This is a genomic window from Aeromonas sp. TECH754 (genome assembly GCF_056279295.1).
Window position 1 is genome coordinate 2,683,956 of sequence record NZ_JBWBRA010000001.1, and the last position, 24,695, is coordinate 2,708,650.

Annotated in this window: 24 protein-coding genes and 9 tRNA genes; 23 read left to right on the forward strand and 10 right to left on the reverse strand. The window is 62.5% G+C overall.

Annotation, left to right across the window (positions count from 1 at the left end; translation table 11 throughout):
• Positions 1 to 6: 6 nt before the first annotated feature.
• From ACZ9IL_RS11970 to hemA, 4 genes are read right to left on the reverse strand one after another with little or no spacing between them, the layout of a single operon-like run.
• Positions 7 to 390: a SirB2 family protein gene (locus ACZ9IL_RS11970; RefSeq protein ID WP_476003717.1), complete on the reverse strand. Its 384-nt coding sequence runs from the start codon at positions 388 to 390 to the stop codon at positions 7 to 9.
• On the reverse strand, positions 390 to 1,259 hold the full coding sequence (gene prmC / locus ACZ9IL_RS11975; RefSeq protein WP_476003718.1) for a peptide chain release factor N(5)-glutamine methyltransferase: 870 nt from the start codon (positions 1,257 to 1,259) through the stop codon (positions 390 to 392). Before prmC ends, ACZ9IL_RS11970 begins: the two co-directional genes overlap by 1 nt.
• Entirely contained in the window at positions 1,259 to 2,347 is a 1,089-nt protein-coding gene (prfA, locus tag ACZ9IL_RS11980) for a peptide chain release factor 1 (RefSeq protein ID WP_476003719.1), read from the reverse strand. The genes prmC and prfA overlap by 1 nt, the downstream gene beginning before the upstream one ends.
• A gap of 52 nt (positions 2,348 to 2,399) precedes the next feature.
• Complete coding sequence (gene hemA, locus ACZ9IL_RS11985; RefSeq protein WP_476003720.1) at positions 2,400 to 3,659, reverse strand: glutamyl-tRNA reductase; 1,260 nt, start codon at positions 3,657 to 3,659, stop codon at positions 2,400 to 2,402.
• A 119-nt stretch (positions 3,660 to 3,778) separates the two neighbouring features.
• Here hemA and lolB point away from each other — a divergent pair, with 119 nt between their 5' ends.
• The 15 genes from lolB to ACZ9IL_RS12060 all read left to right on the forward strand — a co-directional run bounded on the left by lolB (position 3,779) and on the right by ACZ9IL_RS12060 (position 11,686).
• The gene (gene lolB / locus ACZ9IL_RS11990) at positions 3,779 to 4,363 is read left to right on the forward strand and encodes a lipoprotein insertase outer membrane protein LolB (protein ID WP_476003721.1); all 585 of its coding nucleotides are present in this window, start codon (positions 3,779 to 3,781) and stop codon (positions 4,361 to 4,363) included.
• 26 nt (positions 4,364 to 4,389) lie between these two features.
• Positions 4,390 to 5,277 (forward strand): 4-(cytidine 5'-diphospho)-2-C-methyl-D-erythritol kinase, encoded by an 888-nt coding sequence (gene ispE / locus ACZ9IL_RS11995; RefSeq protein WP_476005347.1) that lies wholly within the window; start codon positions 4,390 to 4,392, stop codon positions 5,275 to 5,277.
• A tRNA-Gln gene (locus ACZ9IL_RS12000) sits at positions 5,257 to 5,331 on the forward strand. The genes ispE and ACZ9IL_RS12000 overlap by 21 nt, the downstream gene beginning before the upstream one ends.
• A 274-nt stretch (positions 5,332 to 5,605) precedes the next feature.
• A complete protein-coding gene (locus ACZ9IL_RS12005; RefSeq protein WP_033131039.1) occupies positions 5,606 to 6,553 on the forward strand; it encodes a ribose-phosphate pyrophosphokinase in 948 nt (315 codons plus the stop codon).
• A gap of 92 nt (positions 6,554 to 6,645) precedes the next feature.
• Positions 6,646 to 8,634 (forward strand): bifunctional metallophosphatase/5'-nucleotidase, encoded by a 1,989-nt coding sequence (locus tag ACZ9IL_RS12010; protein ID WP_476003722.1) that lies wholly within the window; start codon positions 6,646 to 6,648, stop codon positions 8,632 to 8,634.
• A 208-nt stretch (positions 8,635 to 8,842) separates the two neighbouring features.
• Positions 8,843 to 9,439: an aminoacyl-tRNA hydrolase gene (pth, locus tag ACZ9IL_RS12015; protein WP_476003723.1), complete on the forward strand. Its 597-nt coding sequence runs from the start codon at positions 8,843 to 8,845 to the stop codon at positions 9,437 to 9,439.
• A 105-nt stretch (positions 9,440 to 9,544) separates the two neighbouring features.
• Positions 9,545 to 10,636 (forward strand): redox-regulated ATPase YchF, encoded by a 1,092-nt coding sequence (gene ychF / locus ACZ9IL_RS12020; protein WP_033131036.1) that lies wholly within the window; start codon positions 9,545 to 9,547, stop codon positions 10,634 to 10,636.
• Positions 10,637 to 10,871: 235 nt separating this feature from the next.
• Positions 10,872 to 10,948, forward strand: a tRNA-Met gene (locus ACZ9IL_RS12025).
• A gap of 14 nt (positions 10,949 to 10,962) precedes the next feature.
• Positions 10,963 to 11,037, forward strand: a tRNA-Gln gene (locus tag ACZ9IL_RS12030).
• Positions 11,038 to 11,082: 45 nt separating this feature from the next.
• A tRNA-Gln gene (locus tag ACZ9IL_RS12035) sits at positions 11,083 to 11,157 on the forward strand.
• A 39-nt stretch (positions 11,158 to 11,196) separates the two neighbouring features.
• Positions 11,197 to 11,273, forward strand: a tRNA-Met gene (locus tag ACZ9IL_RS12040).
• 17 nt (positions 11,274 to 11,290) lie between these two features.
• Positions 11,291 to 11,365 (forward strand) — tRNA-Gln (locus tag ACZ9IL_RS12045).
• Positions 11,366 to 11,405: 40 nt separating this feature from the next.
• Positions 11,406 to 11,480 (forward strand) — tRNA-Gln (locus ACZ9IL_RS12050).
• A 37-nt stretch (positions 11,481 to 11,517) separates the two neighbouring features.
• Positions 11,518 to 11,594 (forward strand) — tRNA-Met (locus ACZ9IL_RS12055).
• A gap of 8 nt (positions 11,595 to 11,602) precedes the next feature.
• Positions 11,603 to 11,686 (forward strand) — tRNA-Leu (locus tag ACZ9IL_RS12060).
• Between the two features lie 176 nt (positions 11,687 to 11,862).
• On the opposite strand, the gene ACZ9IL_RS12065 is transcribed toward ACZ9IL_RS12060, so the two are convergent.
• Positions 11,863 to 13,695, reverse strand: coding sequence for an SLC13 family permease (locus tag ACZ9IL_RS12065; protein WP_476003724.1), 1,833 nt, complete (start codon positions 13,693 to 13,695; stop codon positions 11,863 to 11,865).
• Positions 13,696 to 13,990: 295 nt separating this feature from the next.
• Here ACZ9IL_RS12065 and pnuC point away from each other — a divergent pair, with 295 nt between their 5' ends.
• The 7 genes from pnuC (at position 13,991) to ACZ9IL_RS12100 (ending at position 19,854) form a co-directional block, all read left to right on the forward strand.
• A complete protein-coding gene (gene pnuC / locus ACZ9IL_RS12070) occupies positions 13,991 to 14,707 on the forward strand; it encodes a nicotinamide riboside transporter PnuC (protein ID WP_476003725.1) in 717 nt (238 codons plus the stop codon).
• Complete coding sequence (locus ACZ9IL_RS12075) at positions 14,704 to 15,429, forward strand: nucleoside phosphorylase (protein ID WP_476003726.1); 726 nt, start codon at positions 14,704 to 14,706, stop codon at positions 15,427 to 15,429. Before pnuC ends, ACZ9IL_RS12075 begins: the two co-directional genes overlap by 4 nt.
• A 138-nt stretch (positions 15,430 to 15,567) precedes the next feature.
• The gene (locus ACZ9IL_RS12080) at positions 15,568 to 16,239 is read left to right on the forward strand and encodes a Crp/Fnr family transcriptional regulator (protein WP_476003727.1); all 672 of its coding nucleotides are present in this window, start codon (positions 15,568 to 15,570) and stop codon (positions 16,237 to 16,239) included.
• Positions 16,240 to 16,273: 34 nt separating this feature from the next.
• Positions 16,274 to 16,594, forward strand: coding sequence for a N(4)-acetylcytidine aminohydrolase (gene yqfB / locus ACZ9IL_RS12085; RefSeq protein WP_476003728.1), 321 nt, complete (start codon positions 16,274 to 16,276; stop codon positions 16,592 to 16,594).
• 97 nt (positions 16,595 to 16,691) lie between these two features.
• Complete coding sequence (locus tag ACZ9IL_RS12090) at positions 16,692 to 17,609, forward strand: alpha/beta hydrolase (RefSeq protein ID WP_476003729.1); 918 nt, start codon at positions 16,692 to 16,694, stop codon at positions 17,607 to 17,609.
• Positions 17,610 to 17,668: 59 nt separating this feature from the next.
• Positions 17,669 to 18,049, forward strand: a complete 381-nt coding sequence (locus tag ACZ9IL_RS12095) for a DUF1622 domain-containing protein (protein ID WP_476003730.1) — start codon at positions 17,669 to 17,671, stop codon at positions 18,047 to 18,049.
• A gap of 191 nt (positions 18,050 to 18,240) precedes the next feature.
• Positions 18,241 to 19,854, forward strand: a complete 1,614-nt coding sequence (locus ACZ9IL_RS12100; protein ID WP_476003731.1) for an alpha-glucosidase — start codon at positions 18,241 to 18,243, stop codon at positions 19,852 to 19,854.
• Here the strand turns inward: ACZ9IL_RS12100 and ACZ9IL_RS12105 are convergent.
• Entirely contained in the window at positions 19,824 to 20,030 is a 207-nt protein-coding gene (locus tag ACZ9IL_RS12105; RefSeq protein WP_476003732.1) for a hypothetical protein, read from the reverse strand. The genes ACZ9IL_RS12100 and ACZ9IL_RS12105 overlap by 31 nt on opposite strands.
• A gap of 38 nt (positions 20,031 to 20,068) precedes the next feature.
• Entirely contained in the window at positions 20,069 to 20,302 is a 234-nt protein-coding gene (locus ACZ9IL_RS12110; protein ID WP_476003733.1) for an MFS transporter, read from the reverse strand.
• A 237-nt stretch (positions 20,303 to 20,539) separates the two neighbouring features.
• Between ACZ9IL_RS12110 and ACZ9IL_RS12115 the strand changes: the two genes are divergently transcribed.
• The gene (locus ACZ9IL_RS12115) at positions 20,540 to 21,136 is read left to right on the forward strand and encodes an HAD family hydrolase (protein WP_476003734.1); all 597 of its coding nucleotides are present in this window, start codon (positions 20,540 to 20,542) and stop codon (positions 21,134 to 21,136) included.
• An 86-nt stretch (positions 21,137 to 21,222) separates the two neighbouring features.
• Here the strand turns inward: ACZ9IL_RS12115 and ACZ9IL_RS12120 are convergent, their stop codons facing one another.
• The 3 genes from ACZ9IL_RS12120 to astA form a co-directional block, all read right to left on the reverse strand.
• Entirely contained in the window at positions 21,223 to 22,020 is a 798-nt protein-coding gene (locus ACZ9IL_RS12120; protein ID WP_476003735.1) for a 2-oxoadipate dioxygenase/decarboxylase family protein, read from the reverse strand.
• Between the two features lie 66 nt (positions 22,021 to 22,086).
• A complete protein-coding gene (astD, locus tag ACZ9IL_RS12125; protein WP_476003736.1) occupies positions 22,087 to 23,553 on the reverse strand; it encodes a succinylglutamate-semialdehyde dehydrogenase in 1,467 nt (488 codons plus the stop codon).
• 68 nt (positions 23,554 to 23,621) lie between these two features.
• Positions 23,622 to 24,641 carry an arginine N-succinyltransferase gene (gene astA / locus ACZ9IL_RS12130; RefSeq protein ID WP_042643939.1) on the reverse strand — a complete coding sequence of 340 codons (1,020 nt, stop codon included), beginning with the start codon at positions 24,639 to 24,641 and terminating at the stop codon, positions 23,622 to 23,624.
• Positions 24,642 to 24,695: the final 54 nt, after the last annotated feature.

The following is a 24,695-nucleotide window of genomic DNA, read 5'->3' on the forward strand; positions in this document are numbered from 1 at the left end:
TCATTCCTAACCGAACAGACTGGCCTGCTTCTGCACCGCGAGCTTGGCGATAAAATAGACCCACCCCAGCACGCCGAGGAAGGCGAACCAGCGGATGGCGTTGCTGCGCGCGAGGCGCAGTGCCATCAGACCCAGGAAGGCCACCACCAGGATGGCCGTCAGCTTCTCGCTGAGCCAGGGGGTGGCGTTGTTGAACGGATTGAGATCCAGCACCATGCACAGCAGTACGCCGGAGAGCACCACCAGGCCGTTGAGCCAGCCGCTGGCTTGCAGCACCCGGCCGCTGCCGGCCCGCTCAGAGCCGGTCTGTGCCCAGTAAAAACGCAGCATAAACACCAGCACGGCCGCCGCAATCAGCAGCACATGCAGATGCTTGATAGCAACATACATCAGTTGTCCTCACTCGAACGTGATCCTGAGCCCTCAAGATGAGGCCATTGCCCCAGGGTCACTCGTTCGTTATCCCCGTAATCGCGCACGGTTTCTACCTGGTGGTAGCCCCGTTGCAGCAAAAGTTGACGCACCGGCTCGCCCTGGTCCCAGCCGTGCTCCAGCAGCAGCCAGCCGCCCGCCGTCAGATGGGCCGGTGCCTGCGCCACTATCAGGCGGATATCCGCCAGCCCCTGTTCGTCCGCCACCAGGGCGGAACGCGGTTCGAAGCGCACGTCCCCCTCATCGAGGTGCGGATCCGCCCCGTCGATATAGGGCGGGTTGGAGACGATCATGGCAAAACGCGGCGCATCGGCGAGCGGCATGAACCAGCTGCCGTCACGCACCACTATGGGCAGCCCCAGCGCCGCACTGTTGGTGCGGGCCAGCGCCGCGGCCTCCGGCATCCGATCCACTGCCCACACATCCATATCCGGTCGCTCGGATTTGAGGGCAAGGGCGATGGCGCCGGTGCCGGTGCCGAGATCGAGCACGCTGCACGTCCCTGCCGGCAGCCGGGCCAGCGCCTGCTCCACCAATACCTCGGTGTCCGGGCGCGGGATCAGGGTCGCCGCGCTGACTTTCAGTGGCAGCGACCAGAATTCCCGCTCACCGATGAGGTGGGCGATAGGCTCCCCCTTGAGGCGGCGTTCGAGCCAGCCTTGCAGCGTCGCCTGCTGGGTGGCATCGAGCTCGCGCTCCGGCCAGGTCATCAGGTAGCTGCGCCGACAATCGAGCAGATGGCAGAGCAGCGCATCGGCGTCGGCGCGGGGGGACTCCCCGGCGGCCAGGGTCGCCATGATGTGAGCCCGTGCCTGCTGGATCTGCATTAAGCGTTTTCCGCCAGGGAGGCGAGCTGATCGGCCTGATATTCCTGCACCAGCGGGGTGATGACGCAATCGAGATCCCCTTCCAGGATCTCCCCCAGCCGATAGAGGGTCAGGTTGATGCGGTGCTCGGACAGGCGCCCCTGCGGGTAGTTGTAGGTGCGGATGCGCTCGGAGCGATCGCCCGACCCCACCAGGTTGCGGCGAGTGCTCTGCTCGGCGGCGCGGTGGCGCTCGTCCTCGGCAGCTTGCAGGCGGGCGGAGAGCACCGACATCGCCTTGGCGCGGTTCTTGTGCTGGGAGCGCTCATCCTGACACTCCACCACCAGCCCGGTCGGCAGGTGGGTGATGCGGATGGCGGAATCCGTCTTGTTGACGTGCTGACCGCCGGCCCCGGAGGCGCGGAAGGTATCTATCTTCAGATCCGACGCATTGATCTCGATCTGCTCGGCTTCCGGCACTTCCGGCAGCACCGCCACGGTACAGGCGGAGGTGTGCACCCGGCCCTGGGATTCGGTCTCCGGCACCCGCTGCACCCGGTGGCCGCCGGATTCGAACTTGAGGCGACCGTAGACGCGCTCGCCGTCCACCTTGGCGATCACCTCCTTATAGCCACCGTGCTCGCCGTCGTTGCAGCTGACGATGGAGACGCGCCAGCCCTGACGCTCGGCGTAGCGTGAGTACATGCGGAACAAGTCGCCGGCGAAGATGGCCGCCTCGTCGCCACCGGCCCCGGCCCGGATTTCCAGATAGCAGTTGTTGTCATCCTTGGGGTCCCGTGGCAGCAGCATCACCTGCAGCGCCTGCTCTTGTTCTTCCAGCGCGGCCTTGACCAGCGGCAACTCCTCCTGCGCCATCTCGCGCAAGTCGGTGTCGGCGTCCTCCAGCATCAGCTTGGTGGTCGCCAGATCCTCTTCGGCCTGACGGAAGCGCTGGAAGGCGTGAACGATATCTTCGAGCTGGGCATATTCCCGGGTCAGGGCACGATATCTGTCCTGATCCGAGGCGACGCCGGGCTCGCCGAGCAGGGCCTGTACTTCTTCGTGGCGCTCGATGAGGCCTTCCAGCTTTCTGATCAATGACGGATTCATAAATCTTGTGTTCTCAATGGGAGGATGGGGCCGCCGGCTGGCAACCCCGTCACTATGACTCTGATGACAACCCCAGCACCTGGCGCAGCTGGGACAGCTTGTGGCTGTCCCCCTGGGCGGCGGCCTGACGCAGGGCCTGGGTCGGGGCGTGGATCAACTTGTTGGTGAGACGATGGGCCATGGCCTTGAGCGCCTGCTCGGCGTTCTCGCCCTGGGCCAGGGCCAGCAGCGCGCGCTGCAGCTCTTCGTCGGCCACCTGTTGGGATTGGTGGCGATAGTCGCGGATGAGATCGACCGAGTGCTGGCTGCGATACCAGCCCATGAAGTCATCGCGCTCTTCATGCACGATGAGCTCCGCCTCGGCGGCAGCCTTCTTGCGGGTCTCGAGGTTCTGCTCGATGATGCCCTGCAGGTCGTCCACCGTGTAGAGATAGGCGTCGGACAGCTCGTCCACCTCGGCCTCGATGTCCCGCGGCACCGCGATGTCCACCAGGAACATCGGCTTGAAGCGGCGTGCCTTGAGCGCGCGCTCCACCATGCCCTTGCCGATGATGGGCAGCGGGCTCGCAGTGGAGCTGATGACGATGTCCGCCTCGTGCAGGTAGTCCGGGATCTCTTCCAGGGTCATCACCTGGGCACCGAACTCCTCGGCCAGCAGTTGGGCGCGTTGCAGGGTGCGGTTCGCGACCATCATCTGGGTCACGTTCTGCTCGCGCAGATGGCGGGCCACCAGTTCGATGGTCTCCCCGGCGCCGACCAGCAACACCTTGGTCTGAGAGAGGTCGGAGAAGATCCGGCGCGCCAGACTCACGGCGGCGAAGGCCACCGACACGGCGCTGGCGCCGATCTCGGTGTCGGTACGCACCCGTTTCGCCACCGAGAAAGATTTCTGGAACAGGCGCTCGAGGGCCCCCTTCACCGCTTCGGCCTGCTGGGCATGGGCGTAGGACTGTTTGATCTGTCCCAGGATCTGCGGCTCTCCCAATACCAGGGAGTCGAGACCACAGGCGACCCGCATCAGGTGGCGCACCGCCTCTTCGTCCTGATGCTGGTAGATGGCGGAGATCACCTCGTGCGCATCCAGGCCATGGAAGCGTTGCAACCAGTGCAGCACCTGCTCCCCCTGTCCCTGCTCCAGGCTGCAATACAGCTCGGTGCGGTTGCAGGTGGAGACGATCACCGCCTCGCTGACGCCAGGCTGCGTCACCAGCTCACGCAAGGCGCGATCGATGCAGTCCGGGCCAAAAGCGACCCGTTCCCGCAAGGCGACACTGGCGGTGTTATGGTTGATTCCGAGGGCAAGCAGACTCATGAGTGGGTGATGATCGTTTCGTGCACAGGGTGTAAAGGCCGTCAATTGTACGAGAAAGGGTAAGTCTTTAAAAGCAATACGGCCGCCCCTTATACTGTGCCAAATCACCTTTCTGGAGCATGACCTTGTTCTTGCGTATTTTCTCCCTTGCCTGCCTGCTGATACTGGCCGGTTGTACCACCACTCAACCCCAGCGGGATCAGGTCAACTGGCAGCAGGAGCGCGCCCGTCTGGAGCGGCTCAATCACTGGCAGCTGTCGGGCAAGATGGCCATCATCACCCCCCAGCAGAAGGGCAGCGCCCGCCTCAACTGGCAGCAGGATGGCGATGACTATCGCCTCAATCTCAGCAGCATCGTCGGCACCCATATCCTGGAGCTGTCCCGCAGCAAGGGTGAGGTGACGCTGATCGACAACGACGGCAAGCTGCACCACAGCCAGGACGCCGAAGCCCTGGTCTACCAGCTCACTGGCTGGGCCATCCCGGTGCAGGGACTGCCCGAATGGATCAAGGGACTGCCGGGTCAGGCGGAGTTCGAGCTCAACCCCGACGCCAGCCTGGCCTCGGTGCGTGACGGCCAGTGGCAGATTGTCTATGGCGACTACCGGGATCAGGAAGGCTATCGCCTGCCCCACCTGCTGACCATGACCGGCCAGGGCAGCCGCCTCAAGCTGCAGATCAACCAATGGACATTGGCCCCCTGATGGCCGCCACTGACAAGGCGCCCCCCATGGCGCCGATCCGCTGGCCCGCCCCGGCCAAGTTGAACCTCTTCCTGCACGTCAATGGCCGTCGTCCGGATGGCTATCACGAGCTGCAGACCCTGTTTATCTTCCTCGATCACGGTGATTGGCTGGAATTTGAGCCACTCGCAGACACAGACCTGCTCACCCTTAGCCCTGCCATCCCCGGCGTGCCCGATGAGCAGAACCTGATCATCCGCGCCGCCCGTCTGCTGCAGGCGCGTTTGCCGCACCCGCAGGGGGCCCACATCCGGCTGGAGAAAATCTTGCCCATGGGCGGCGGCATCGGCGGCGGCTCCTCGGATGCGGCCACCACGCTGGTGGCGCTCAATCACCTCTGGCAGGCCGGGCTCAGCCAGGATGAACTGGCCGAGCTCGGGGTGCAGCTTGGGGCCGACGTGCCGGTGTTCGTGCGGGGGCGCGCCGCCTTCGCCGAGGGGGTGGGCGAGCGGCTGCAAGCGGTCGAGTTGCCAAGCGTCTGGTATCTGGTGCTCAAGCCAGATTGCCATGTGGCTACCGCTGCCGTGTTCCAGGATCCTGAGCTGCCCAGAGACACCCCCAAGATGACCTTGTCCGATTTGATGGATAAACAGTGGCTGCGGGAGGGGGGGTGGAAAAACGATTGCGAATTGCTGGTGAAAAAGCGCCACCCCGAGGTTGCCAATGCGCTCGGCTGGTTGCTAGAATACGCGCCGTCAAGAATGACGGGCACTGGAGCCTGCGTCTTTGCTCAATTTGAAGACGAAATGGCTGCTCGGAAGGTGTTGGCAAGAGTGCCGGAAGGTTGGGATGGGTTTGTCGCCAAGGGCGAGAACATATCACCACTCTTCGTCACTTTGCAACAAGTCAGTGATTGGGGTATCGCCAAGCGGTAAGGCAGCGGGTTTTGATCTCGCCATTCCTAGGTTCGAATCCTAGTACCCCAGCCAACTGCGCATGAATGTGCTGGCAGCATGCTGAGGGGGACATTGAGGGGCTTTGATCTCGTCAATGCACCTAGATGCAGATCCTGGAACCCCAGCCATTCTCTTGGTGAGTGAGACAGGCCATCGATGACATGTCCATTCACCGCTGACTTGCGCCGCACCGGACCGTACGAGCTGGCATCATTTGCCCGTCAACGCGATAATCGTTTGCTCGAGAACGATACGGGTCTGAAATCAGACTCTCCACATACAGGATGCAACCCCGAGGTTTCAAACCGTGCCTGACATGAAGCTGTTTGCTGGTAACGCAACGCCGGAACTAGCCCAGAAGATCGCAGATCGCCTGTTTATCAAACTCGGCAATGCTGCCGTAGGTCGCTTTAGCGACGGCGAGATCAGCGTACAGATCAACGAGAATGTACGTGGTGGCGATATCTTCATCATTCAATCCACCTGTGCCCCGACCAACGACAATTTGATGGAATTGATCGTCATGGTGGATGCACTGCGTCGTGCTTCAGCTGGCCGTATTACTGCCGTCATCCCCTACTTCGGTTATGCCCGTCAGGATCGCCGCGTCCGCTCCGCCCGTGTCCCTATCACCGCCAAGGTTGTCGCCGACTTCCTCTCCAGCGTGGGTGTGGATCGCGTGCTGACCGTTGACCTTCATGCCGAGCAGATCCAGGGCTTCTTCGACGTCCCCGTCGACAACGTGTTCGGTAGCCCGGTGCTGCTCGAAGACATGCAGTCCAAGAACCTCGAATCCCCCGTGGTTGTCTCGCCGGACATCGGCGGCGTGGTGCGTGCCCGTGCCATCGCCAAGCTGCTGGACGACACCGACATCGCCATCATCGACAAGCGTCGTCCCCGCCCGAACGTCTCCCAGGTCATGCACCTGATCGGTGACGTGGCCGGCCGTGACTGCATCATCGTCGATGACATGATCGACACCGGTGGCACCCTGTGCAAGGCCGCAGAAGCCTTGAAAGAGCGCGGAGCCAAGCGTGTGTTCGCCTATGCGACTCACCCGGTCTTCTCCGGCTCCGCCGTGGAAAACATCAAGAATTCGGTCATCGACGAGCTGATCATCACCGACTCCATCCCGCTCACCGCCGAGATGAAAGCCGTTGACAAGGTCAAGCAGCTGACCCTTTCTACCGTGCTGGCCGAAGCCATCCGTCGTATCAGCAACGAAGAGTCCATCTCTGCCATGTTTGAGCATTGATAGTCCCGTTGTGACAAAAACCGCCGACTGGCGGTTTTTGTTTTTCTAGCCAGACCCGGTATTGCCCTGCCCCGGCAGGTTAAGGATTGCCCATGAAGTGCTTGCGTCTCCTGCTACTCCTCCCGCTCTGTGTCCTGCTTGCTGCCTGCCTGCCCGGCCAGAACAATGCGCCCTTCACCCTGACCCTGGCGCACATGAACGACACCCACTCCCAGTTCGATCCGGTCAACGCCGAGTTCAAGGGCGCCTTCTTCGGCAACCCGGGAGAGAAGGACACCCTCTATACCCGCCTCGGCGGTTACCCCCGTCTGCTGACCATGGCCAAGGCCTACCAGGCGGACGCGCTCGCCAAGAACGAACCCCTGTTGCTGCTGCACGGCGGTGACGCCTGGCAGGGTAGCGGCTACTTCAAGCTCAACGAGGGGATGGCCAACGCCGAGCTGCTCAGCCAGTTCGGGCTCGATGCCATGGCCCTTGGCAACCACGAATTCGATCTCGACAACCAGAAGCTGGCCCGCTTCATCCAGGGGGTCAATTTCCCGGTGCTGGCTGCCAATCTGGATACCACTGACGACGAGAGTCTGAGCCAGGCCGACAATCTCAAGCCCTTCGTGGTCTACGCCTTCGAGGGCAACCAGAAGAGTCCGGTCAGTGATCTCGACCATCTGCCCCAGGGCACGCAACTGGTCGCCGTCATGGGGCTGGTGCTGGAAGACATGGCCAACATCTCCCCCAACGTGGGTGAGCTTCATTTTCGCAAGGAAGTCGAGACCGCCCAGGCCACGGTGGATCTGCTGCAAGCCAAGGGCATCAATCACATCATCGCCCTGACCCACATCGGCAACGCGCGGGATCTGGCGCTCGCGGCCGAGGTGAACGGGCTGGATGCCATCGTCGGTGGCCACTCCCACAGCCTGCTCGGCGATTTTGACAATGTCGGCCTTGGCAAGACCGGGGAATATGCGGCGCTGGTCACCAACCCGGACGGGGTCGGCCTGACCTGCGTGGTGCAGGCGGGTTCCTACGCTCAAGCCATCGGTCTGGCCCGCCTCAGCTTCGACGGCCAGGGTCGGGTCATCAGCTGCAAGGGTCAGAACCAGCTGCTGGCCAGCGGTGACTTCTTCGCCGATCCGGCTCGCCAGCAGCCCCTCGACAAGACCCGCAGTCAGCTGGCGCGCAGCTTCATCGACGCCCAGCCCAATCTGGTGACGGTGGATGAGGATCCGCGTCTGCGCGGGCTCATCGACAGCCGCTTCAAACCGGCGCTGGAGCAGGCCTTCGGCCCGATCATCGCCACCCTGCCACAGGCGCTGCAAAATGCGCGTCGGCCCGGCGACAACGGCAGCGACAGCCATGGCTCCCGGGTCGCCCCGCTGGTGGCCGAGGGTCAGTACTATTGGGCCAACACCCCGGCGGTGCAGGCGCTGACCGGCGGCCCGGTCGATTTCGCCCTGCTGGCGGTGGGAGGCGTGCGCGCCGATCTGCCCGCCGGCGAGCTGCGCCAGGGGGATCCCGCCCTCACCCTGCTGCCGTTCAAGAATCCGCTCACTGTGCTGACCCTGACCGGCGCCGATGTGCGGGCCCTGCTGACCGAGACCATCAGCGCCACCCTGCCCGCCAGCGCTCATGCCGGCAAGTTCCCCTATGGCAGCCACCTGCGCTACCGCTTCACCGAGACCGTGCCGGGCGAGCGCGGCAGTCTGACTCAGCTGCAGTGGCAGACGGCGGCAGGGCAATGGCTGAATCTGGCGGACGAGCAGCGTTATCGGGTGGTGACCAACGCCTACAGTGCCAACGGCAACGATGGCTGGCAGGCGCTGGCTCGCGCCCAGCAACAGCGTGCCGAGCGGTTTGATCTTGCCTGGGTATCCGGCAAGCTGACCGCCTTCCCCGTGCAGCAGGTAGTACAAAACGGCGCCCAGCTGAGCGCTCGCTATGCCGCCGATCAGCGGCTCGACTGCAAGGCCGAGGGCGTCGACTGCGGCACGGATGCCGCCTCCTTCGTGCAATATGTGCGGGAGCGGCGCCCGGTCCTGACCGCCCTGCCGGAGCCCGGCGTCACCCTGTTGCGGGCCGACTAGCCCCAATACTCCACGCAGGTATGCGGCAAAACGGGCCCTGACAGGGCCCGTTTTGTCATCGTTGACCGCCAGTTCCGGCCTTATTCCCCACTTGGCCTGCGCTTTGGTTGAGTGATCGCCACTCGACGGCTAGAATATTGCGTCCCATTGCCCTGGGCCAACGGCCCATGGCAACAAGTAGCGCAAGCAACGAGTGAAGACATCGAGCGTGACAAGCGAAATCAAACTGATCGTCGGGCTGGGCAACCCCGGCCCCGAATACGCCAAGACCCGCCACAACGCGGGCGCCTGGTATGTGGAGCAACTGGCTCGCTGGCACAACGCCAACCTGCGCGAAGAACCCAAGTTCTTCGGCCACACCGCCCGCATCCTGGTGGAAGGGCAGGATGTGCGGCTGCTCATCCCCAATACCTTCATGAACCTCTCCGGCAAGGCCGTGGCAGCGCTGGCGCGCTTCTACCAGATAGCCCCGGAAGAGATGCTGGTGGCCCATGACGAGCTCGACCTGCCCCCCGGCATCGCCAAGTTCAAGCAGGGTGGTGGTCACGGCGGCCACAATGGCCTCAAAGACATCATCGCCAGGATGGGCAACAACAATAACTTCTTCCGGCTGCGGCTGGGGATAGGTCATCCCGGCGCCAAGGAGCTGGTCGCCGGCTTCGTGCTGACCAAGGCCCCGAGCAGCGAACAGAACCTGATCGAGGCCGCATTGGATGAGTCCTTGCGCGCCACCGACATTCTGTTCAAGCAAGATATGACCAAGGCCATGAATCGCCTGCACAGCTTCAAGGCCGAAAAAGTATAAGCACCGCCCGCATCGCCTCGGGGTGAGCGGGGGTAGACGCAGACTATATGACCAGGGCCGCCGCTTGGCGGTCCCTCACAGCATCCATCAATAAGGTAACAATCCATGGGTTTTAAATGCGGTATCGTGGGCCTACCCAATGTAGGCAAATCCACCCTGTTCAATGCGCTGACCAAGGCCGGCATCGAAGCCGCCAACTTCCCGTTCTGCACCATTGAGCCGAACACGGGTGTGGTCCCCATGCCGGATCCCCGTCTCGACGCCCTGGCGGCCATCATCAATCCCCAGCGCGTGGTGCCGACCACCATGGAATTCGTGGACATCGCCGGCCTGGTGGCGGGCGCCTCCAAGGGTGAGGGTCTGGGCAACCAGTTCCTGGCCAACATCCGCGAAACCGAGGCCATCGGTCACGTGGTGCGCTGCTTCGAAGACGAAAACATCATCCACGTCGCGGGCAAGGTCTCCCCGGCCGATGACATCGAAGTGATCAACACCGAATTGGCCCTGTCGGATCTGGACGCCTGCGAGCGCGCCATCCACCGTCAGTCCAAGCGCGCCAAGGGCGGCGACAAGGATGCCAAGCTGGAAGTGGAGACCCTTGAAAAAATTCGGGCCGTGCTGGAAAACGGCCAGATGATCCGCGGCATGAAGCTGGACAAGGAAGAGCTGGCCGCCGTCAGCCACCTCAACTTCCTGACCTTGAAGCCCACCATGTACATCGCCAACGTGGCGGAAGACGGCTTCGAGAACAACCCCTTCCTCGACAAGGTGCGTGAAATCGCCGCCGCCGAGAACGCGGTCGTGGTGGTCGTCTGCTGCGCCATCGAGTCCGACATCGCCGAGCTGGACGATGCCGACAGAGCCGAGTTCATGGCCGATCTGGGTATCGAAGAGCCGGGCCTGAACCGGGTGATCCGCTCCGGTTACGAGCTGCTGAACCTGCAGACCTACTTCACCGCCGGGGTGAAGGAAGTGCGCGCCTGGACCATTCCGGTCGGTGCCACCGCCCCACAGGCGGCAGGCAAGATCCACACCGACTTCGAGAAAGGCTTTATTCGCGCCCAGACCATCGCCTTCGACGACTTTATCACCTACAAGGGTGAGCAAGGAGCCAAGGAAGCAGGCAAGATGCGCGCCGAAGGGAAAGACTATATCGTCAAGGATGGCGATATTATGAACTTCCTGTTCAACGTCTAATCCCATGAGAGGCCAGCATTTGCTGGCCTCTTTGCTATGTGCCCAGATTGCGGATCTGCTGGCAAATGTCGCAAAAAAAACCAGATTGTTGGGCTTTTGCACGATAGCGTCCAATAACTCGCCAAACGCACCCAAATTCGGTTTTTCTGGCAAAAAAAGGGTTGACGCCCCAGAGCCAGATACGCATAATTCCGGCCGCACAGTGACGAGGCAACGACTCACTGGAAGCACGGTTGGCTATGTAGCTCAGTTGGTTAGAGCATCGCACTCATAATGCGAGGGTCACAGGTTCGAATCCCGTCATAGCCACCATAAATCAGTTCAGTTGGGGTATCGCCAAGCGGTAAGGCAGCGGGTTTTGATCTCGCCATCCCTAGGTTCGAATCCTAGTACCCCAGCCATTTTTAAAGTTTTTTGCCTGTCGCAAGGCAGTTGAAAGACATTGTTGGGGTATCGCCAAGCGGTAAGGCAGCGGGTTTTGATCTCGCCATCCCTAGGTTCGAATCCTAGTACCCCAGCCATTATCTCGTTCTCTTCCACCATCGTGGTTGATGACAGATGGCTATGTAGCTCAGTTGGTTAGAGCATCGCACTCATAATGCGAGGGTCACAGGTTCGAATCCCGTCATAGCCACCATTTACAAGTTGTTCAGTTGGGGTATCGCCAAGCGGTAAGGCAGCGGGTTTTGATCTCGCCATCCCTAGGTTCGAATCCTAGTACCCCAGCCATTTTTAAAGATGTTTGACAGTCAATGTCTGGCATCGCTGTTGGGGTATCGCCAAGCGGTAAGGCAGCGGGTTTTGATCTCGCCATCCCTAGGTTCGAATCCTAGTACCCCAGCCATTATCTCGTCTCTTCCACCCTGTGGTTGATGACAGATGGCTATGTAGCTCAGTTGGTTAGAGCATCGCACTCATAATGCGAGGGTCACAGGTTCGAATCCCGTCATAGCCACCATTAATATTGCGGAAGTGGCGAAATTGGTAGACGCACCAGATTTAGGTTCTGGCGCCCTAGGCGTGAGAGTTCGAGTCTCTCCTTCCGCACCATTAATAGCAGTACCAAACAGACCAGCTCCGGCTGGTTTTTTTGTACCCGCCGTTTGTGGCTGAGCATCCCTATCCCCGCGTTGTTCGCCCCTTAGTCCCCCAATCTCCGCTCTTAACAAGCCGGCATGACGGCCACAAAAAAGCGGCCCGCAGGCCGCTTGTGTCACGCGTTTGCGCTAGAACGGGAAGATCCAGGGAATGGCGATGACGCTCACCACCATCACCAGCAGGGTGAAGGGCACCCCGATCCGCACGAAGTCCACGAACTTGTAGTTGCCGGGCCCCAGCACCAGGGTGTTGACCGGTGACGAGACCGGCGTCATGAAGGCCGCCGAAGCGGCGATGGCGATGGTCATGGCGAACGGATAGGGCGAGACCCCCATCTGCTGGGCCGTGCCGAGCGCAATGGGCGCCATCAGCACCGCCGTCGCGGTATTGGAGATGAAGAGCCCGATCACCGCGCACAGCACGAACAGGCTCGCCAGCATCACGCGGGGCCCCATGTCCCCCACCGCCGCCATCAGGCCGCCGACGATGAGATCCACCCCGCCGGTCTTCTGCAGCGCCAGGGCGAAGGGCAGCATGCCGACGATCAGGATCAGGGTCGGCCAGTGAATGGACTTGTAGGCGCTCTCCATGTCGATGCAGCGGAACTTGCCCATCAACAGGCAGGCGATGAGCGCGGCGATGACGTTGGGCACGGGATCGGTCACCATCAACACTATCATGACCCCGAGGCAGAACAGGGCATGAATGGCCTGACTGCGCGCCGGCGCCATCTCGTCTACTTCTGCCGGCAACCCCAGCAGCAGGAAATCCCGCACTTTGGCCTGCAACTGGCGTATTAGACTCCAATTGCCCACCACCAGCAGACTGTCTCCCATCTGCAGCGGCTCGTCCACCAGCTTGCCGGTCAGTGCCTCGCCGTTGCGGCGAATGCCCACCACGCTCAGGCCATAGTGGGAGCGAAACGCCACCTCGCGGATGCTCTTGCCGATCAGACGGGATTCAGGAATGAGCGACACCTCGGCCATGCCCACCTCCCGCGCCTGATCGGAGAAGTACTCCCCGCGCAGTATCATGGGCTCGAGCCGCGCCTCGCTGCAGAACTCGCGCACATCGACCTCGGGGTCGGACATGTCGATCAGCAGCACGTCCTTGGCCTGGAACTCGGTAACGCCTGAGACGGTCACCATCACCCGCCGAAACTTGCGCCAGCGCTCCAGTCCGATGACGTTGGCGCCGTAACGGGCGCGCAGTTGCAGCTCGTCCAGGGTCTGGCCAATCATGGGGGAGTCGGGGCGGATTGCCAGTCGGCGGGCACGGCCGGCCAAGCGGTAGTCGCGAATGAGATCGCGCATGGTGCTGCGCCCCGCTTGTTTGCCTTTTCCTTCCTCCCCCTCACGCACCAACGAATTGCGCATCAGCAGCATGTAGAGGATCCCCAGGCCGAGGATCAGCACCCCCATGGGGGTGAAGCTGAAGAAGCCGAAGCCATGAATACCGTGGCGCATCAGCTCGCTGTTGACCACCATGTTGGGCGGGGTCGCCACCAGGGTCATCATGCCGCTGATGAGGCCGGCAAAGCCGAGCGGCATCATCAGTCGTCCGGCCGGGATCCCCATCCGGTTCGCCACGCTCAGCACCACGGGGATGAAGATGGCCACCACCCCGGTGCTGCTCATCACGGCCCCCAGGGTCGCCACCGCCACCATCAAGAGCACCAGCATGCGGGTCTCGCTGTTGCCCGCCACCTTGACCAGCGCATCCCCCACCTGATAGGCGATGCCGGTGCGCACCAGCCCCTCTCCCACCACGAACAGGGCGGCGATCAGGATGACGTTGGGATCGCTGAAGCCCGCCAGCGCCTCCGGCAGGGTCAGGGTGCCGCTCAGCACAAACAGGATGACGATCCCCAAGGCCACCACGTCCATGCGCACCTTGTTGGTAATAAACAGATAGATGGCGCCCACCAGCATGCAGAGGACCCAGATCAACTCGGAATTCACACTCGCTCCTTTCGTTCGTTCCCGCCCCGATGCCGGGCTGCAACCGCGTCCATCAGACCACAGCTTACGCCCCCCCATCTTGTTACATGTCAAAAAAGGGGAGCCCCCATCATCGCACATCCGAGCCCGCATGAAGCCGGTAAAAAGAGCAGAGACTGGATGATGCCGCCACTGTGTCATTCTTTGAAGCCGCGCGGGTCTGGGCGGACAAAAGTCCTGCTGTCGCCCTCGCCCAGCCCCTAGAATGGGTCTGTTCCGATCTTCCCTTTCGGTCAAATTTTCAAAGGAAACGAAAATGAGCATGTTTGAGTGGTTCAGCATCCATCACACCCTGGTGACCATCCCCCTTGGCGGCGGCTACGCCATGTCGTGGATTGAGGCCGTCGGCACCCTGTTCGGCCTGGCCTGCATCTGGTTCGCCAGCCAGGAGAAGACCATCAACTACCTGTTCGGCCTCATCAACGTCAGCCTGTTCGCCATCATCTTCTTCCAGATCCAGCTCTACGGCCTGCTGATGCTGCAACTGTTCTTCTTCTGCGCCAATCTCTACGGCTGGTATGCTTGGACCCGCCCCGCCAACGAGCAGGGGGACAGCTTGCAGATCCGCTGGCTGAGCAAGTCCAAGCTGATGCTGACCGCGGGGGTGAGTATCGTCGCCATCGCCCTGCTGACCCTGTTCATCGACCCGGTATTCGCCGCCCTGGCCCGCACCTCGGTCGCCCTGCTCAACCTGTTCGGGGCTGGCCTGGCCACCCCTGAGCCCTCCCCCGATGCCTTCCCGTTCTGGGATGCCTGCATGACGGTACTCTCGGTGGTGGCCCAGATCCTGATGACCCGCAAATACGTGGAGAACTGGATCCTGTGGGTGGTCATCAACCTCATCAGCATCGGTGTCTATGCCGCTCAGGGTGTCTACGCCATGTCGCTGGAGTACCTGATCCTGCTGTTCATCGCCGCCAACGGCACCCGCCTCTGGATGCTGGCCGCCAAGCGCCCGCAGGCGAGCGTATGAGCCTGCTGCCCCACCTGCAGTGCCGCCCAGACCAGATCGCCGAACGGGTTATCCTGTGCGGCGATCCCGCCAGGGTCGATCGCATCGCCAGCCAGCTTGAGCAGTGCGAGCTGCTCGGCCAGAACCGGGAGTTTCGTCTCATCAACGGTCATTATCGGGGGCGGCCCATCACCCTCTGCAGCACCGGCATCGGCGGCGCCTCCGCCGTCATCGCCCTGGAGGAGCTGGTGCAGGCCGGTGCCCGGGCATTGGTGCGGGTCGGCTCTGCGGGCGCCCTGCAGCCGAATATAGCGCTCGGGGATCTGATCGTCGTGGAAGGCGCCGTGCGCCACGATGGCGCCTCACTGGCCTATCTGCCCCCCGAGTATCCCGCCTGCGCCGACATTCGCCTGCAGGCCACCTTGCTCGAACACATCGCTGCCAGCAGCCAGCCTTGTTGGCACGGGCTGGTGCGCTCCCACGACAGCTTCTATCGGGATGACGAACAGGCGGTATGTCGCTACTGGCATGAGCGCGGCGTGCTGGGGGCGGACATGGAGACCGCCTCCCTGCTCGCCGTGGGCCGGCTGCGCAAGGTACGGGTGGCCGCCGTGCTCTGCAACGTGGTGGCGTTCGAGCAAGATGTGCAGCAGGGGGTGGGCGACTATGCGAGTGCAGAGGCCGCCATGATGGCGGGGGAGCGGCTGGCCATCGCCGCCGCGCTCCATGCCCTGGTGCAGTAGCGCGAGTCGCCATCAATTTGTCGGGGCACTACCGCGCCCCGACAAAACGTTAAGCCCGCCGCATTCATCGCCCGGCATGCTGGCATCCGACCCACGCTCTTGTTAGCCTCTTGCCCTCGTCAATCCTCAGCGAACCCCATGCAGCAACAGCCCTACCCCTTAGGCCGCTTTCACGCCGAGCTCAGTCAGCAGCAGCCTCGCTTTGCCAGGGTGATCGCGGAGTGCAGCCTCTATCTGCGCCGCTACCTGCCGGGTGAGTCCATCATGCGCCAGGGGGAACAAAGCGATCACCTCTATCTGGTGGAACACGGACGAGTGTCCCTCAACAGCGCCGTACACTCGGGTCGCCTGTTCCAACTGGGTGAAATAGAGTGTCATTCCCAGATCTTCGGCGAGATGGAGTTCTTCAGCGCCACCCCGGTGCAGTGGAGCGTGGTGGCCGAGACCGAGCTGGATGCCAGCGTCATCTGTGCTCACAAGCTGGCTCAACGCCTGCTGGATGAACCCGCACTGACCCTGTTCTTCGCCGCGGCCCTGGCCAGCGACTACCTCGATACCCTGGACATCACCACCAGCCGCCTGCTGCACCCCATCGCCTACAACATTGCCTATGAGCTGTGGCGGGATCGCCAGCGCACCCCCATGCTGGGATCGCGCAAGCGGGCCCGCGAGGCGGCGCGCTTTGGCACCACGGAGCGGGTCTACCGCCGCGCGCTCAAGGAGCTGGTCGAACAGGGGATACTGCGCGAGGGGGTCGAAGGCCCCGTCATCGCCGATCTGGCCAGACTGCGCGCCTATCTCGACCTTTGATCCCTGTTTCAACCCTTTATCCATCGGAGAACCCATGTCTACTCATCCTTATTCCGAATTCACCTTCTTCGGCCGCTTCGTCGAGGATATCCTGGCGGGCCGCAAGACCATCACCATACGCGATGAGAGCGAAGCCCACTGGCAACCGGGCCAGCGCCTCTCCCTCTTCACCAACCCGGAGCACCAGCCCTTTGGCGCCATCGAGGTGTTGTCGGTGACGCCTGTGCCCTTCGATGCCCTGAATGAGGAGCACGCCCGCCAGGAGAACATGACCCTGCCCGAGCTCAAGCAGGTGATCCGGGACATCTACCCCGAACTGCCGCCGCTCTATGTGATTGAATTCACGCTGATCTAGTCGCGAGTCTGTGAGCCTCCTCACGGCGGTTGTCTTGCCATGAGCGGCCAGAGGCACATAATCACTGTTTTTATATACAGTTATTATGGAGTGTCCCATGCAAGCCTCTCTCGAACCCGCCATCGCCGACATCGTCGATGGCTTTATCGCCGCTGGCCGCCCCAGGGCCAGTGAACTGAGCTGGCAAGCCCGCCGTGAAGGCTATCTCGCCTCGGCCGTGCTGGGCGGGGAGCGCGAGGAGGTCGGGCAAATTGAAGAGTGGTGCGAAGCCCAGTATGCGGTGCGCCTCTATCGCCCGGCACAGGCAGCACCAACCCATCCTGCCCTCATCTACTTCCATGGGGGCTGTTTCGTCAGCGGGGAGTTCGAGACCCACGACCGCCAGCTGCGCATGCTGTGCAACCGCGCCAATGCGCTGGTGTTTGCGGTGCACACCCGCCTCGCTCCGGAACATGTCTATCCGGCGGCCCACGACGATGCCCTGGCGGCGACTCTCGCCATCATGGCGCGGCTGGGCCAATGGCAGGGAGATCCGCAGCGGGTGGCGCTGGCCGGCGACAGTGCCGGCGGCCACCTCGCGCTGGTGACCTGCTTGCGGCTCAAGTCCATGGGCGTCCCCCTCCCCGCCGCCCAGATCCTGATCTACCCCATGCTGGATGCCCGCGGCGAGAGCCAAAGTTATCGCGACTATGGCGACGATTACCTGATCACCGCCGACATGTTGCTGAGCGGCTTTGCCGCCTATCTGGGTGCGCTGCCAGCCACCCATCCCGAGGCCAGCCCGCTTCACCACCCGGATCTTGCCGGTCTGCCGCCGACCCATATCCTCACCGCCGAATACGATCCTCTGCGAGAGGAGGGGGAGGCACTCTATCGCGCCCTGCTCGAGGCCGGGGTCGAGGTGAGCTGCCAGCGCCAGCTCGGCGTCATCCACGGCTTCTTCCAGCTCGCGGGGATCAGCCCGGCGGCCCGCTCGGCCATCGCCCAGGTCGCCGCACTCATCCGGGCGCTCTGAGTTGGCCTGTGGCGGGCATTGTGCTAATAGTGACTCTTTTGAATCGATAAGGAGCGAGCGTGTTTGAATTAGCGAGCCTGCGAGAAGGCATGATGCACGGGGTCGAGCTGTTCCAGCTGCTGCTGGAGCTTATCTCCATCGCCTGCGTGGTGATCGGCCTTGGCAAGACGCTCTGGCTGGCGGCGCGGGTGCGGGATCACGAACCCGGCTTCCCCCGCATCCGGCTCTGTTTCGGCAGTTGGCTGATCCTGGCGCTGGAGTTCCAGCTCGCCGCCGACATCCTGGCGACCACGGTATCGCCGAGCAAGGAGGAGCTGATCCAGCTCGCCATCATCGCGGTGATCCGCACCTTCCTGAACTACTTCCTCGGCAAGGAGCTGGAAGCCCAGAGCGAGTACCAGCAGGAGAAGCACGACACACCGACCAGGGGCATCCCATAAGCCCCGAAGCCTGTTGTACGAATACGCCGCCATCCCCGCTCTGCGCCCGACAGGGAGTGGCGGCACTGTGACCCTCCCCTCACTTTTGACAATCTGCCGATGATGGAACCCTTTTCAGCTCCTCCCCCTCCCTGTTGAGGGCTGGCCCAAGCGCCTAGAATGAAGCCCTCTTCCCCCAGCCGACCAGCCCCATGATCCCTCTCGATACCTGCGTGATTTACCAGATCTACCCCATGAGCTTTCAAGACAGCGACGGCGATGGCATGGGGGACATCAACGGCATTCGTCGACGCCTCGACTATCTGGCCGAGCTTGGAGTCGACATGCTCTGGCTCACCCCTGTCTACCGCTCCCCCAAGTGCGACAACGGCTATGACGTGGCGGATTATCGCGACATCGATCCCGCGTTCGGCACCCTGGCCGAGATGGAGCAGCTGATCCATGAGGCCGATGCGCACGGCATCGGCCTCATGATGGACATCGTCGCTAACCACACCTCCACCGAGCATCTGTGGTTCCAGCGTGCCCTCGCCGGAGATCCCCACTATCAGGCCTTCTATGTGTTTCGGGACCAGGCCTTCGTCGATGCCCACCCGGTGCAATCCATCTTCGGCGGCAACGGCTGGCAGTACGTGCCAACGCTCGATCGCTACTACCTGCACAACTTCGATGCCAGTCAGGCCGATCTCGACTGGGACAACCCGGCGGTGCGCAGTGCCATGGCCGAGGTGATCAACTTCTGGCTGGACAAGGGGATCCGGGGCTTTCGCTTCGATGTGATCGACATGGTGAGCAAGGATTGGTCGCGCCTGGCCATGAGCAACGGGCCCCGGCTGCACGACTATATTCGCGAGCTCAATCGCGCCAGCTTCGGCGGCAAGGGGATCATCACGGTGGGAGAGACCTGGGGAGCGGATCTCGCCCATATGCAGAGCTACTCCAACCCCGATGGCAGCGAGTTCAGCATGGTGTTCAACTTCGAGCATCTGGGGCTCGGGGCGGACAAGTGGGCATCACACTTCGACCCCTTGCGCTTCAAGCAGGCCATGGCTCGTCACCAACAGGGGTTGCATCGCCGCGGCTGGAACAGCCTGTTTTTGAACAACCACGATCTGCCCCGCGTCGTCTCCCGTTTTGGCAACGACGAGCCACAGTGGCGAGCGCTCAGCGCCAAGCAGTGGGCCATGGTGCTGCACATGATGCAGGGCACCCCCTTCCTCTATCAGGGGGAGGAACTTGGCATGACCAACCGCCACTGGCAGGCCCATGAGTTGCGGGACGTGGAGGCCATCAACTATCGCACCGCCCAGCAGGAGCTGGGGCTGGCCCCCGTCGAGCTCGCGCGGCGCCTCGATGCCCTGGGGCGCGACAATGCCAGAACCCCGATGCAGTGGAATGCCGGGCCTCACGCCGGCTTCAGCACGGCCAAGCCCTGGCTCCCGATCAACGAGAACTACCCTGAGATCAACGCCGCCGAGCAGCTCGCCCGCCCCGATTCCCTGTTTCACTGCTATCGCCGGCTGATCGCCCTGCGCAAGGCCCATCCGGTCATCCGCCATGGGGACTTCGCACTGCTGGATGAACAGGACTCGCAACGCATCGGCTACCGTCGCCGCTGGCGGGATCCGGCCACCGGCCAGACGCAGGTCCTGCTGCTGCTCGCCAACCTCACCGAACGGCCACTGTGGATGCCTCATTTCGACGAGGCGCCGGGGGCGGATCGGCTGTTGATCGGCAACTACCCCACCGCGCCCACCAGCGCCCTGTTTGCCCCTTACCAGACCGCCGTCTGGCTACTGGCATAAACGTCCCGCCCGGCCATGGAGGCCCCGCCGAGTGTGCGGTTTACCAGCGGGGCCCCGAGGGGCAGGTTGCTCCAGAAGATCCAGCTCAGCTGCTCGGTGAAGTCATCCCCGAGCAGTAGCCCGGCGATGTCGGAAACCGCATAGACCGCCGAGATGCAGCCCTGATACTTGCCCACTTCCCGCGGGGAAATGCAGTCGGCGATGACGGTGAAGGTCAGTGCGATGAGCCCCCGCCACCTAGTCCCTGCAGCACCCGGGCCGCCAGCAGCGTGGGCAGATCCTGGGCCAGGGTGCAGGCCACAGCTCCCGCCAGAAACAGGCCCATGCCGATGTTGAGCATCCGCCCCCGGCCGAACAGCTCGCTCAGCTTGCCGGACACGGGCAGGGTGGCGGTGACCACCCGGGTGAGGGCGGCGCCGACGTTCAGCTTGGCTCCTATGATGGGCAAGGGGGCGCGGCTATGCTCTTTTCCAGTGACCCCGGACAAGCAGCAGGCCGCGCTTGAGGAGAGGATTTTTGGGGCAGAGACGGTGAGATGCCGGCACCCGAGGCGCAGAGCACATGATGGTCCAATAAATCAGCAAGCGAGGGTCAAATCCACTGTCAGCCCTACCATGACGGCAGTCGCGGCATCCGGGAGGCGGATCTGGTAAGGTGGTCTTTTGGCCCAAGAGGAAGCAGTCCCATGTCCGAGCAGTTCCAGTTTGAGCAATACGACGCCCTGATCTTCGATATGGACGGCACCCTGGTGGACTCCATGCCCCTGCATCTGGATGCCTGGGAGACCACCAGCACCGAATTCGGCCTGCCATTCGATCGGGCGCAGCTCAATGAGTACGGTGGTATTCCTACCCGCAAGATAGTGACCATCCTGGCCGAGCAGCACGGGCTGGAGATCGACGTGGAAGCCTTCGCCCGCCGCAAGATAGCGCTCTACCTTGAGCAGATCGACAAGGCCCAGGTCTTCCCCACCATGTGGGAGCTGATCAGGCATTATCACGGCAAGGTGCCCATGGGCATAGGCACCGGCTCACCGCGGGATCAGGCCGATCGCATCCTGAAAAGCACCGGCCTCGACGCCTACATCTCGGTGGTGGTCAGTGCCGACGATGTCAGCAACCACAAACCCCACCCCGATACCTTCCTGAAAGTGGCCGAACTGCTGGGGGCCAACCCCGCCAACTGCCTGGTGTTCGAAGATACCCGGATTGGCATCCAGGCTGGCAAAGCCGGCGGCATGACCACCCTGCTGGCCACCGAGGGGGAGTTGCAACTGGTGTAAAACCAGGACTCGGAGCCTTATGCTGCTCACCGCACGCCTTGAAAAACAAAACGCCCCTTTCGGGGCGTTTTTAGCAATAACAACCGTTACATGGCGTTGGTGGATTCGAAGATCTTGTCCGCCGAGGCTTCGACGAAGCCCGGGTAGAGCACGCCGTCGGCCTGGGGATAGCGCCGGGCGAACTCGTAGAAGCAGCTCGGGATGGCGCGCACGCCGTCGCTGAAGGGCACGTCCGCCTTGTCGGCCATGGTGGAGGATTGCTCCAGCATCACCTGGGGATCTCCCTTCACCTCGCCGCCGACGGCGTTGAGCACGAAGCCCGCCGCCTTCAGGGCTCCATTGACCTGCTCTATGGTCTCGAAGTCGCTCAGGCGGTTGATGTTCACCGTGAAGTGGTTGGCACGATAACCCCAGGCCGCCATCCAGGCCGCATACTCGCTCTCCGCCAGCAAGGTCTGGTAGTCGGTCCAGGAGACCTGCCAGGCCGTGCCCGTGTAGAGGAAGGCCGGGGTATCGGTCAGGTGATCGGGCACCTGATCCACCAACTTGTGGATGATGGCCTGAGCGCCTTCGGAGAGTTCCTCCACCTTCAGCTCGCTGATGAACACCTTGGGGGCGTCCGGGTCGGCGTGTTCGAAGTGCTTGGCGTAGAGTTTCTTGGCCTTGAACACATACTCGCCCTTCTCCTCGTAACCCAGAGCACGGAAGTGGGCCGCCAGCTTCTCCAACCCGAGTTTGGGCAGGTTGTAGGTCCGAAATGCCACGTGGTCGTTGATGATGGGGGCGCCGCCACCCAGTAGCTGATGAACCTGATGGGCGCTCGGGGTGACCTGAATGTAGTTGTCCCACAGATGGCCAAACAGAGTCTCGATATCCTTTTGCATCTCTCTTTCCTTTGATGGCGGGTCAGACAAGGGCACCTGTGAGTGCCCCTCTTTATTTTCTTGTTATCAGAAGGTCAGGCCGGGGGAGAGCTGATCCGGCATGGCGGCCTTACTGTCCTCGACGGAGGCGACCGGGTAAGCACAGTAGTCCGCGGCGTAGTAGGCGCTCGCCCTGTGGTTGCCGGAGGCACCTATGCCACCGAAGGGTGCGGCACTGGAGGCGCCGGTGATGGGCTTGTTCCAGTTGACTATGCCGGCACGGATGCGCTTGAAGAAGTGCTGCCAGTCCGCCTCGTTGTCACCGAGCAGGCCCGCCGACAGGCCGAAGCTGGTGGCGTTGCCCTGATCGATGGCGGCGTCGAAGTCGTCGTAGCGGATGAGCTGCAGCAGCGGGCCGAAATACTCCTCGTCCGGCAGCGCAGCCACCCCGGTCACATCGATGATGCCGGGGGAGACGAAACCTGTGCCCGCCTTCAGGTGCTTGAGCACCAGCAGGCTCTCGCCGCCGAGGCGCTGCAGATTGGCTTGCGCCTCCACCATGCCGAGCGCCGCGCGCTCGCTGATCATGGCGCCCATAAAGGGCTGCTCGGCGGCATCGTACAGACCGACCTTGATCTGGCCGACCACCTCCAGCAGGCGCTTGACCAGGGCATCGCCCCGGGCGCCGCGCTCCACGAACAGGCGGCGCGAGCAGGTGCAGCGCTGACCGGAGGTGATAAAGGCAGATTGCACTATGGCATGGACGGCGCCGTCCACGTCGCTCACGTCTTTGACGATCAGCGGGTTGTTGCCACCCATCTCGAGGGCCAGGATCTTGCCCGGTTGACCGGCAAACTGCTGGTGCAGGAAGTGACCGGTACGGGACGAGCCGGTGAAGAACAAGCCGTCGATGTCAGGATTGCCCGCCAACGCCTTGCCGGTCTCCACCTCGCCCTGCACCAGGTTCAGCACGCCCTTGGGCAGGCCCGCCTCCTGCCAGATCTTGAGCATGGTTTCGGCCACCATGGGGGTCAGCTCGGAGGGCTTGAACACCACGGTATTGCCAGCGATGAGGGCCGGTACTATGTGGCCGTTGGGCAGATGGCCTGGGAAGTTATAGGGGCCAAACACCGCGACGACGCCGTGGGGCTTGTGGCGCACGAACGCCTTGGCGCCCGGCATGGGATTCTCGACGGTACCGGTGCGCTCGTCATGGGCGCGGATGGAGATGGCAATCTTGCCCTGCATGGCGGCCACTTCAGTGCGAGTCTCCCACAGCGGCTTGCCGGTTTCACGGGCGATGGTCAGGGCCAGCGCCTCCTTGTGCTCGCCGAGCAGATCGGCGTAGCGACGCACGATGGCGAGACGATCGTCCAGCGCCAGATCGGACCAATGGTAGAAGGCGCTGCGAGCGGCACGGATGGCGGCATCGACCTGGGCGGCGCTGGCGGCCTGTCCCTGCCAGATCACTTCATTCTTGGCCGGATCCTTTGACTCGAACCCCTTGCCTTCACCGGCCAGCCACTGGCCATCGATAAGTTGCACTAAAGACATATTCACTCCCTGTGGTTCACAGGCAGCCGTGGCTGCCTGTTTCAGATGTTATGGCCTCGCCAGATTCATCACTCCAGATCGACGACCCGCACCATGTCGCCATTTTCCACCTTGAGGGCGGCCGCCATCTTGGGCGGGATGATGGCTTCGTGCTTGTCCAGATCGACCCGGATATTGCCGTAACAGGCGCGGTACTGATCGAAGCGGGTATTGCACAGCAGGTAGGTATGGCCGCCGATGGGCTCGCCCACCAGCACTCGCAGTTTCTGGCTACGACGCACGCTGCGGATGTGCTTCACATCGCACTCGACGGTGGGGCCCGCATCGAAGATATCGACGTAGCCGCGGTTCACGAAGCCTTCGTCCTGCAGCATCTTGATGGCCGGACGGGTCTTCTCGTGGGTCTGACCGATGACGGCACGTGCCTCGTTGCTCAGCAGGTTGACGTAGATCGGGTACTTGGGCATCAGCTCGGCGATGAAGCGCTTCTTGCCGATGCCGGTGAGATAGTCGACGGTGGGAAAGTCCATCGAGAAGAAATGCTTTTGCAGCCACTCGTAGAAGGGGCTGTGACCGTCGCCATCGGAGACACCACGCATCTCGGCGAACACGGTCTCATCAAACAGCTCGGGGTGCTCGGCCATAAACAGGAAACGGTGCTTGGAGAGCAGGCGGCCATTGAGCCCCTCGCGGGCGCATTCACGCAGGAACAGGGTGCACAGCTCGGAGTTGCCGGTGTAGTCGTTGGACAGGGTGAGCGTCTCGACCACGTTGTAAATGCCGAGCTTGGGGGATGAGTGCACCACCTTGCCGATGTGGTAGTTGTAGAAGGGCTGGGACAGGCCGACTGCGGCATCGATGGCGCAGGTGCCGACCATTTCGCCGGTCTCCAGATCCTCGGCCACGAAGAAATAGAGGCAGTCTCCCTTGCCGGCAGGCTTGTCCAGGAAGGTCTGGGTCGAGGCATCGATCTTGCGTTGCAGCAGCTCGTCGTTGACGGGCAATGAAGTCATGCCGGTGCCGGATTCGATGGCACAGGTTTTGAGGCCGGCGAAGTCGCGCTGCTCGATAGGACGGATAACCAACATAGATGACAACTCCCTTTCATTGACGACAGGTGGGGTCCCGGCTCCTGCCGGGAG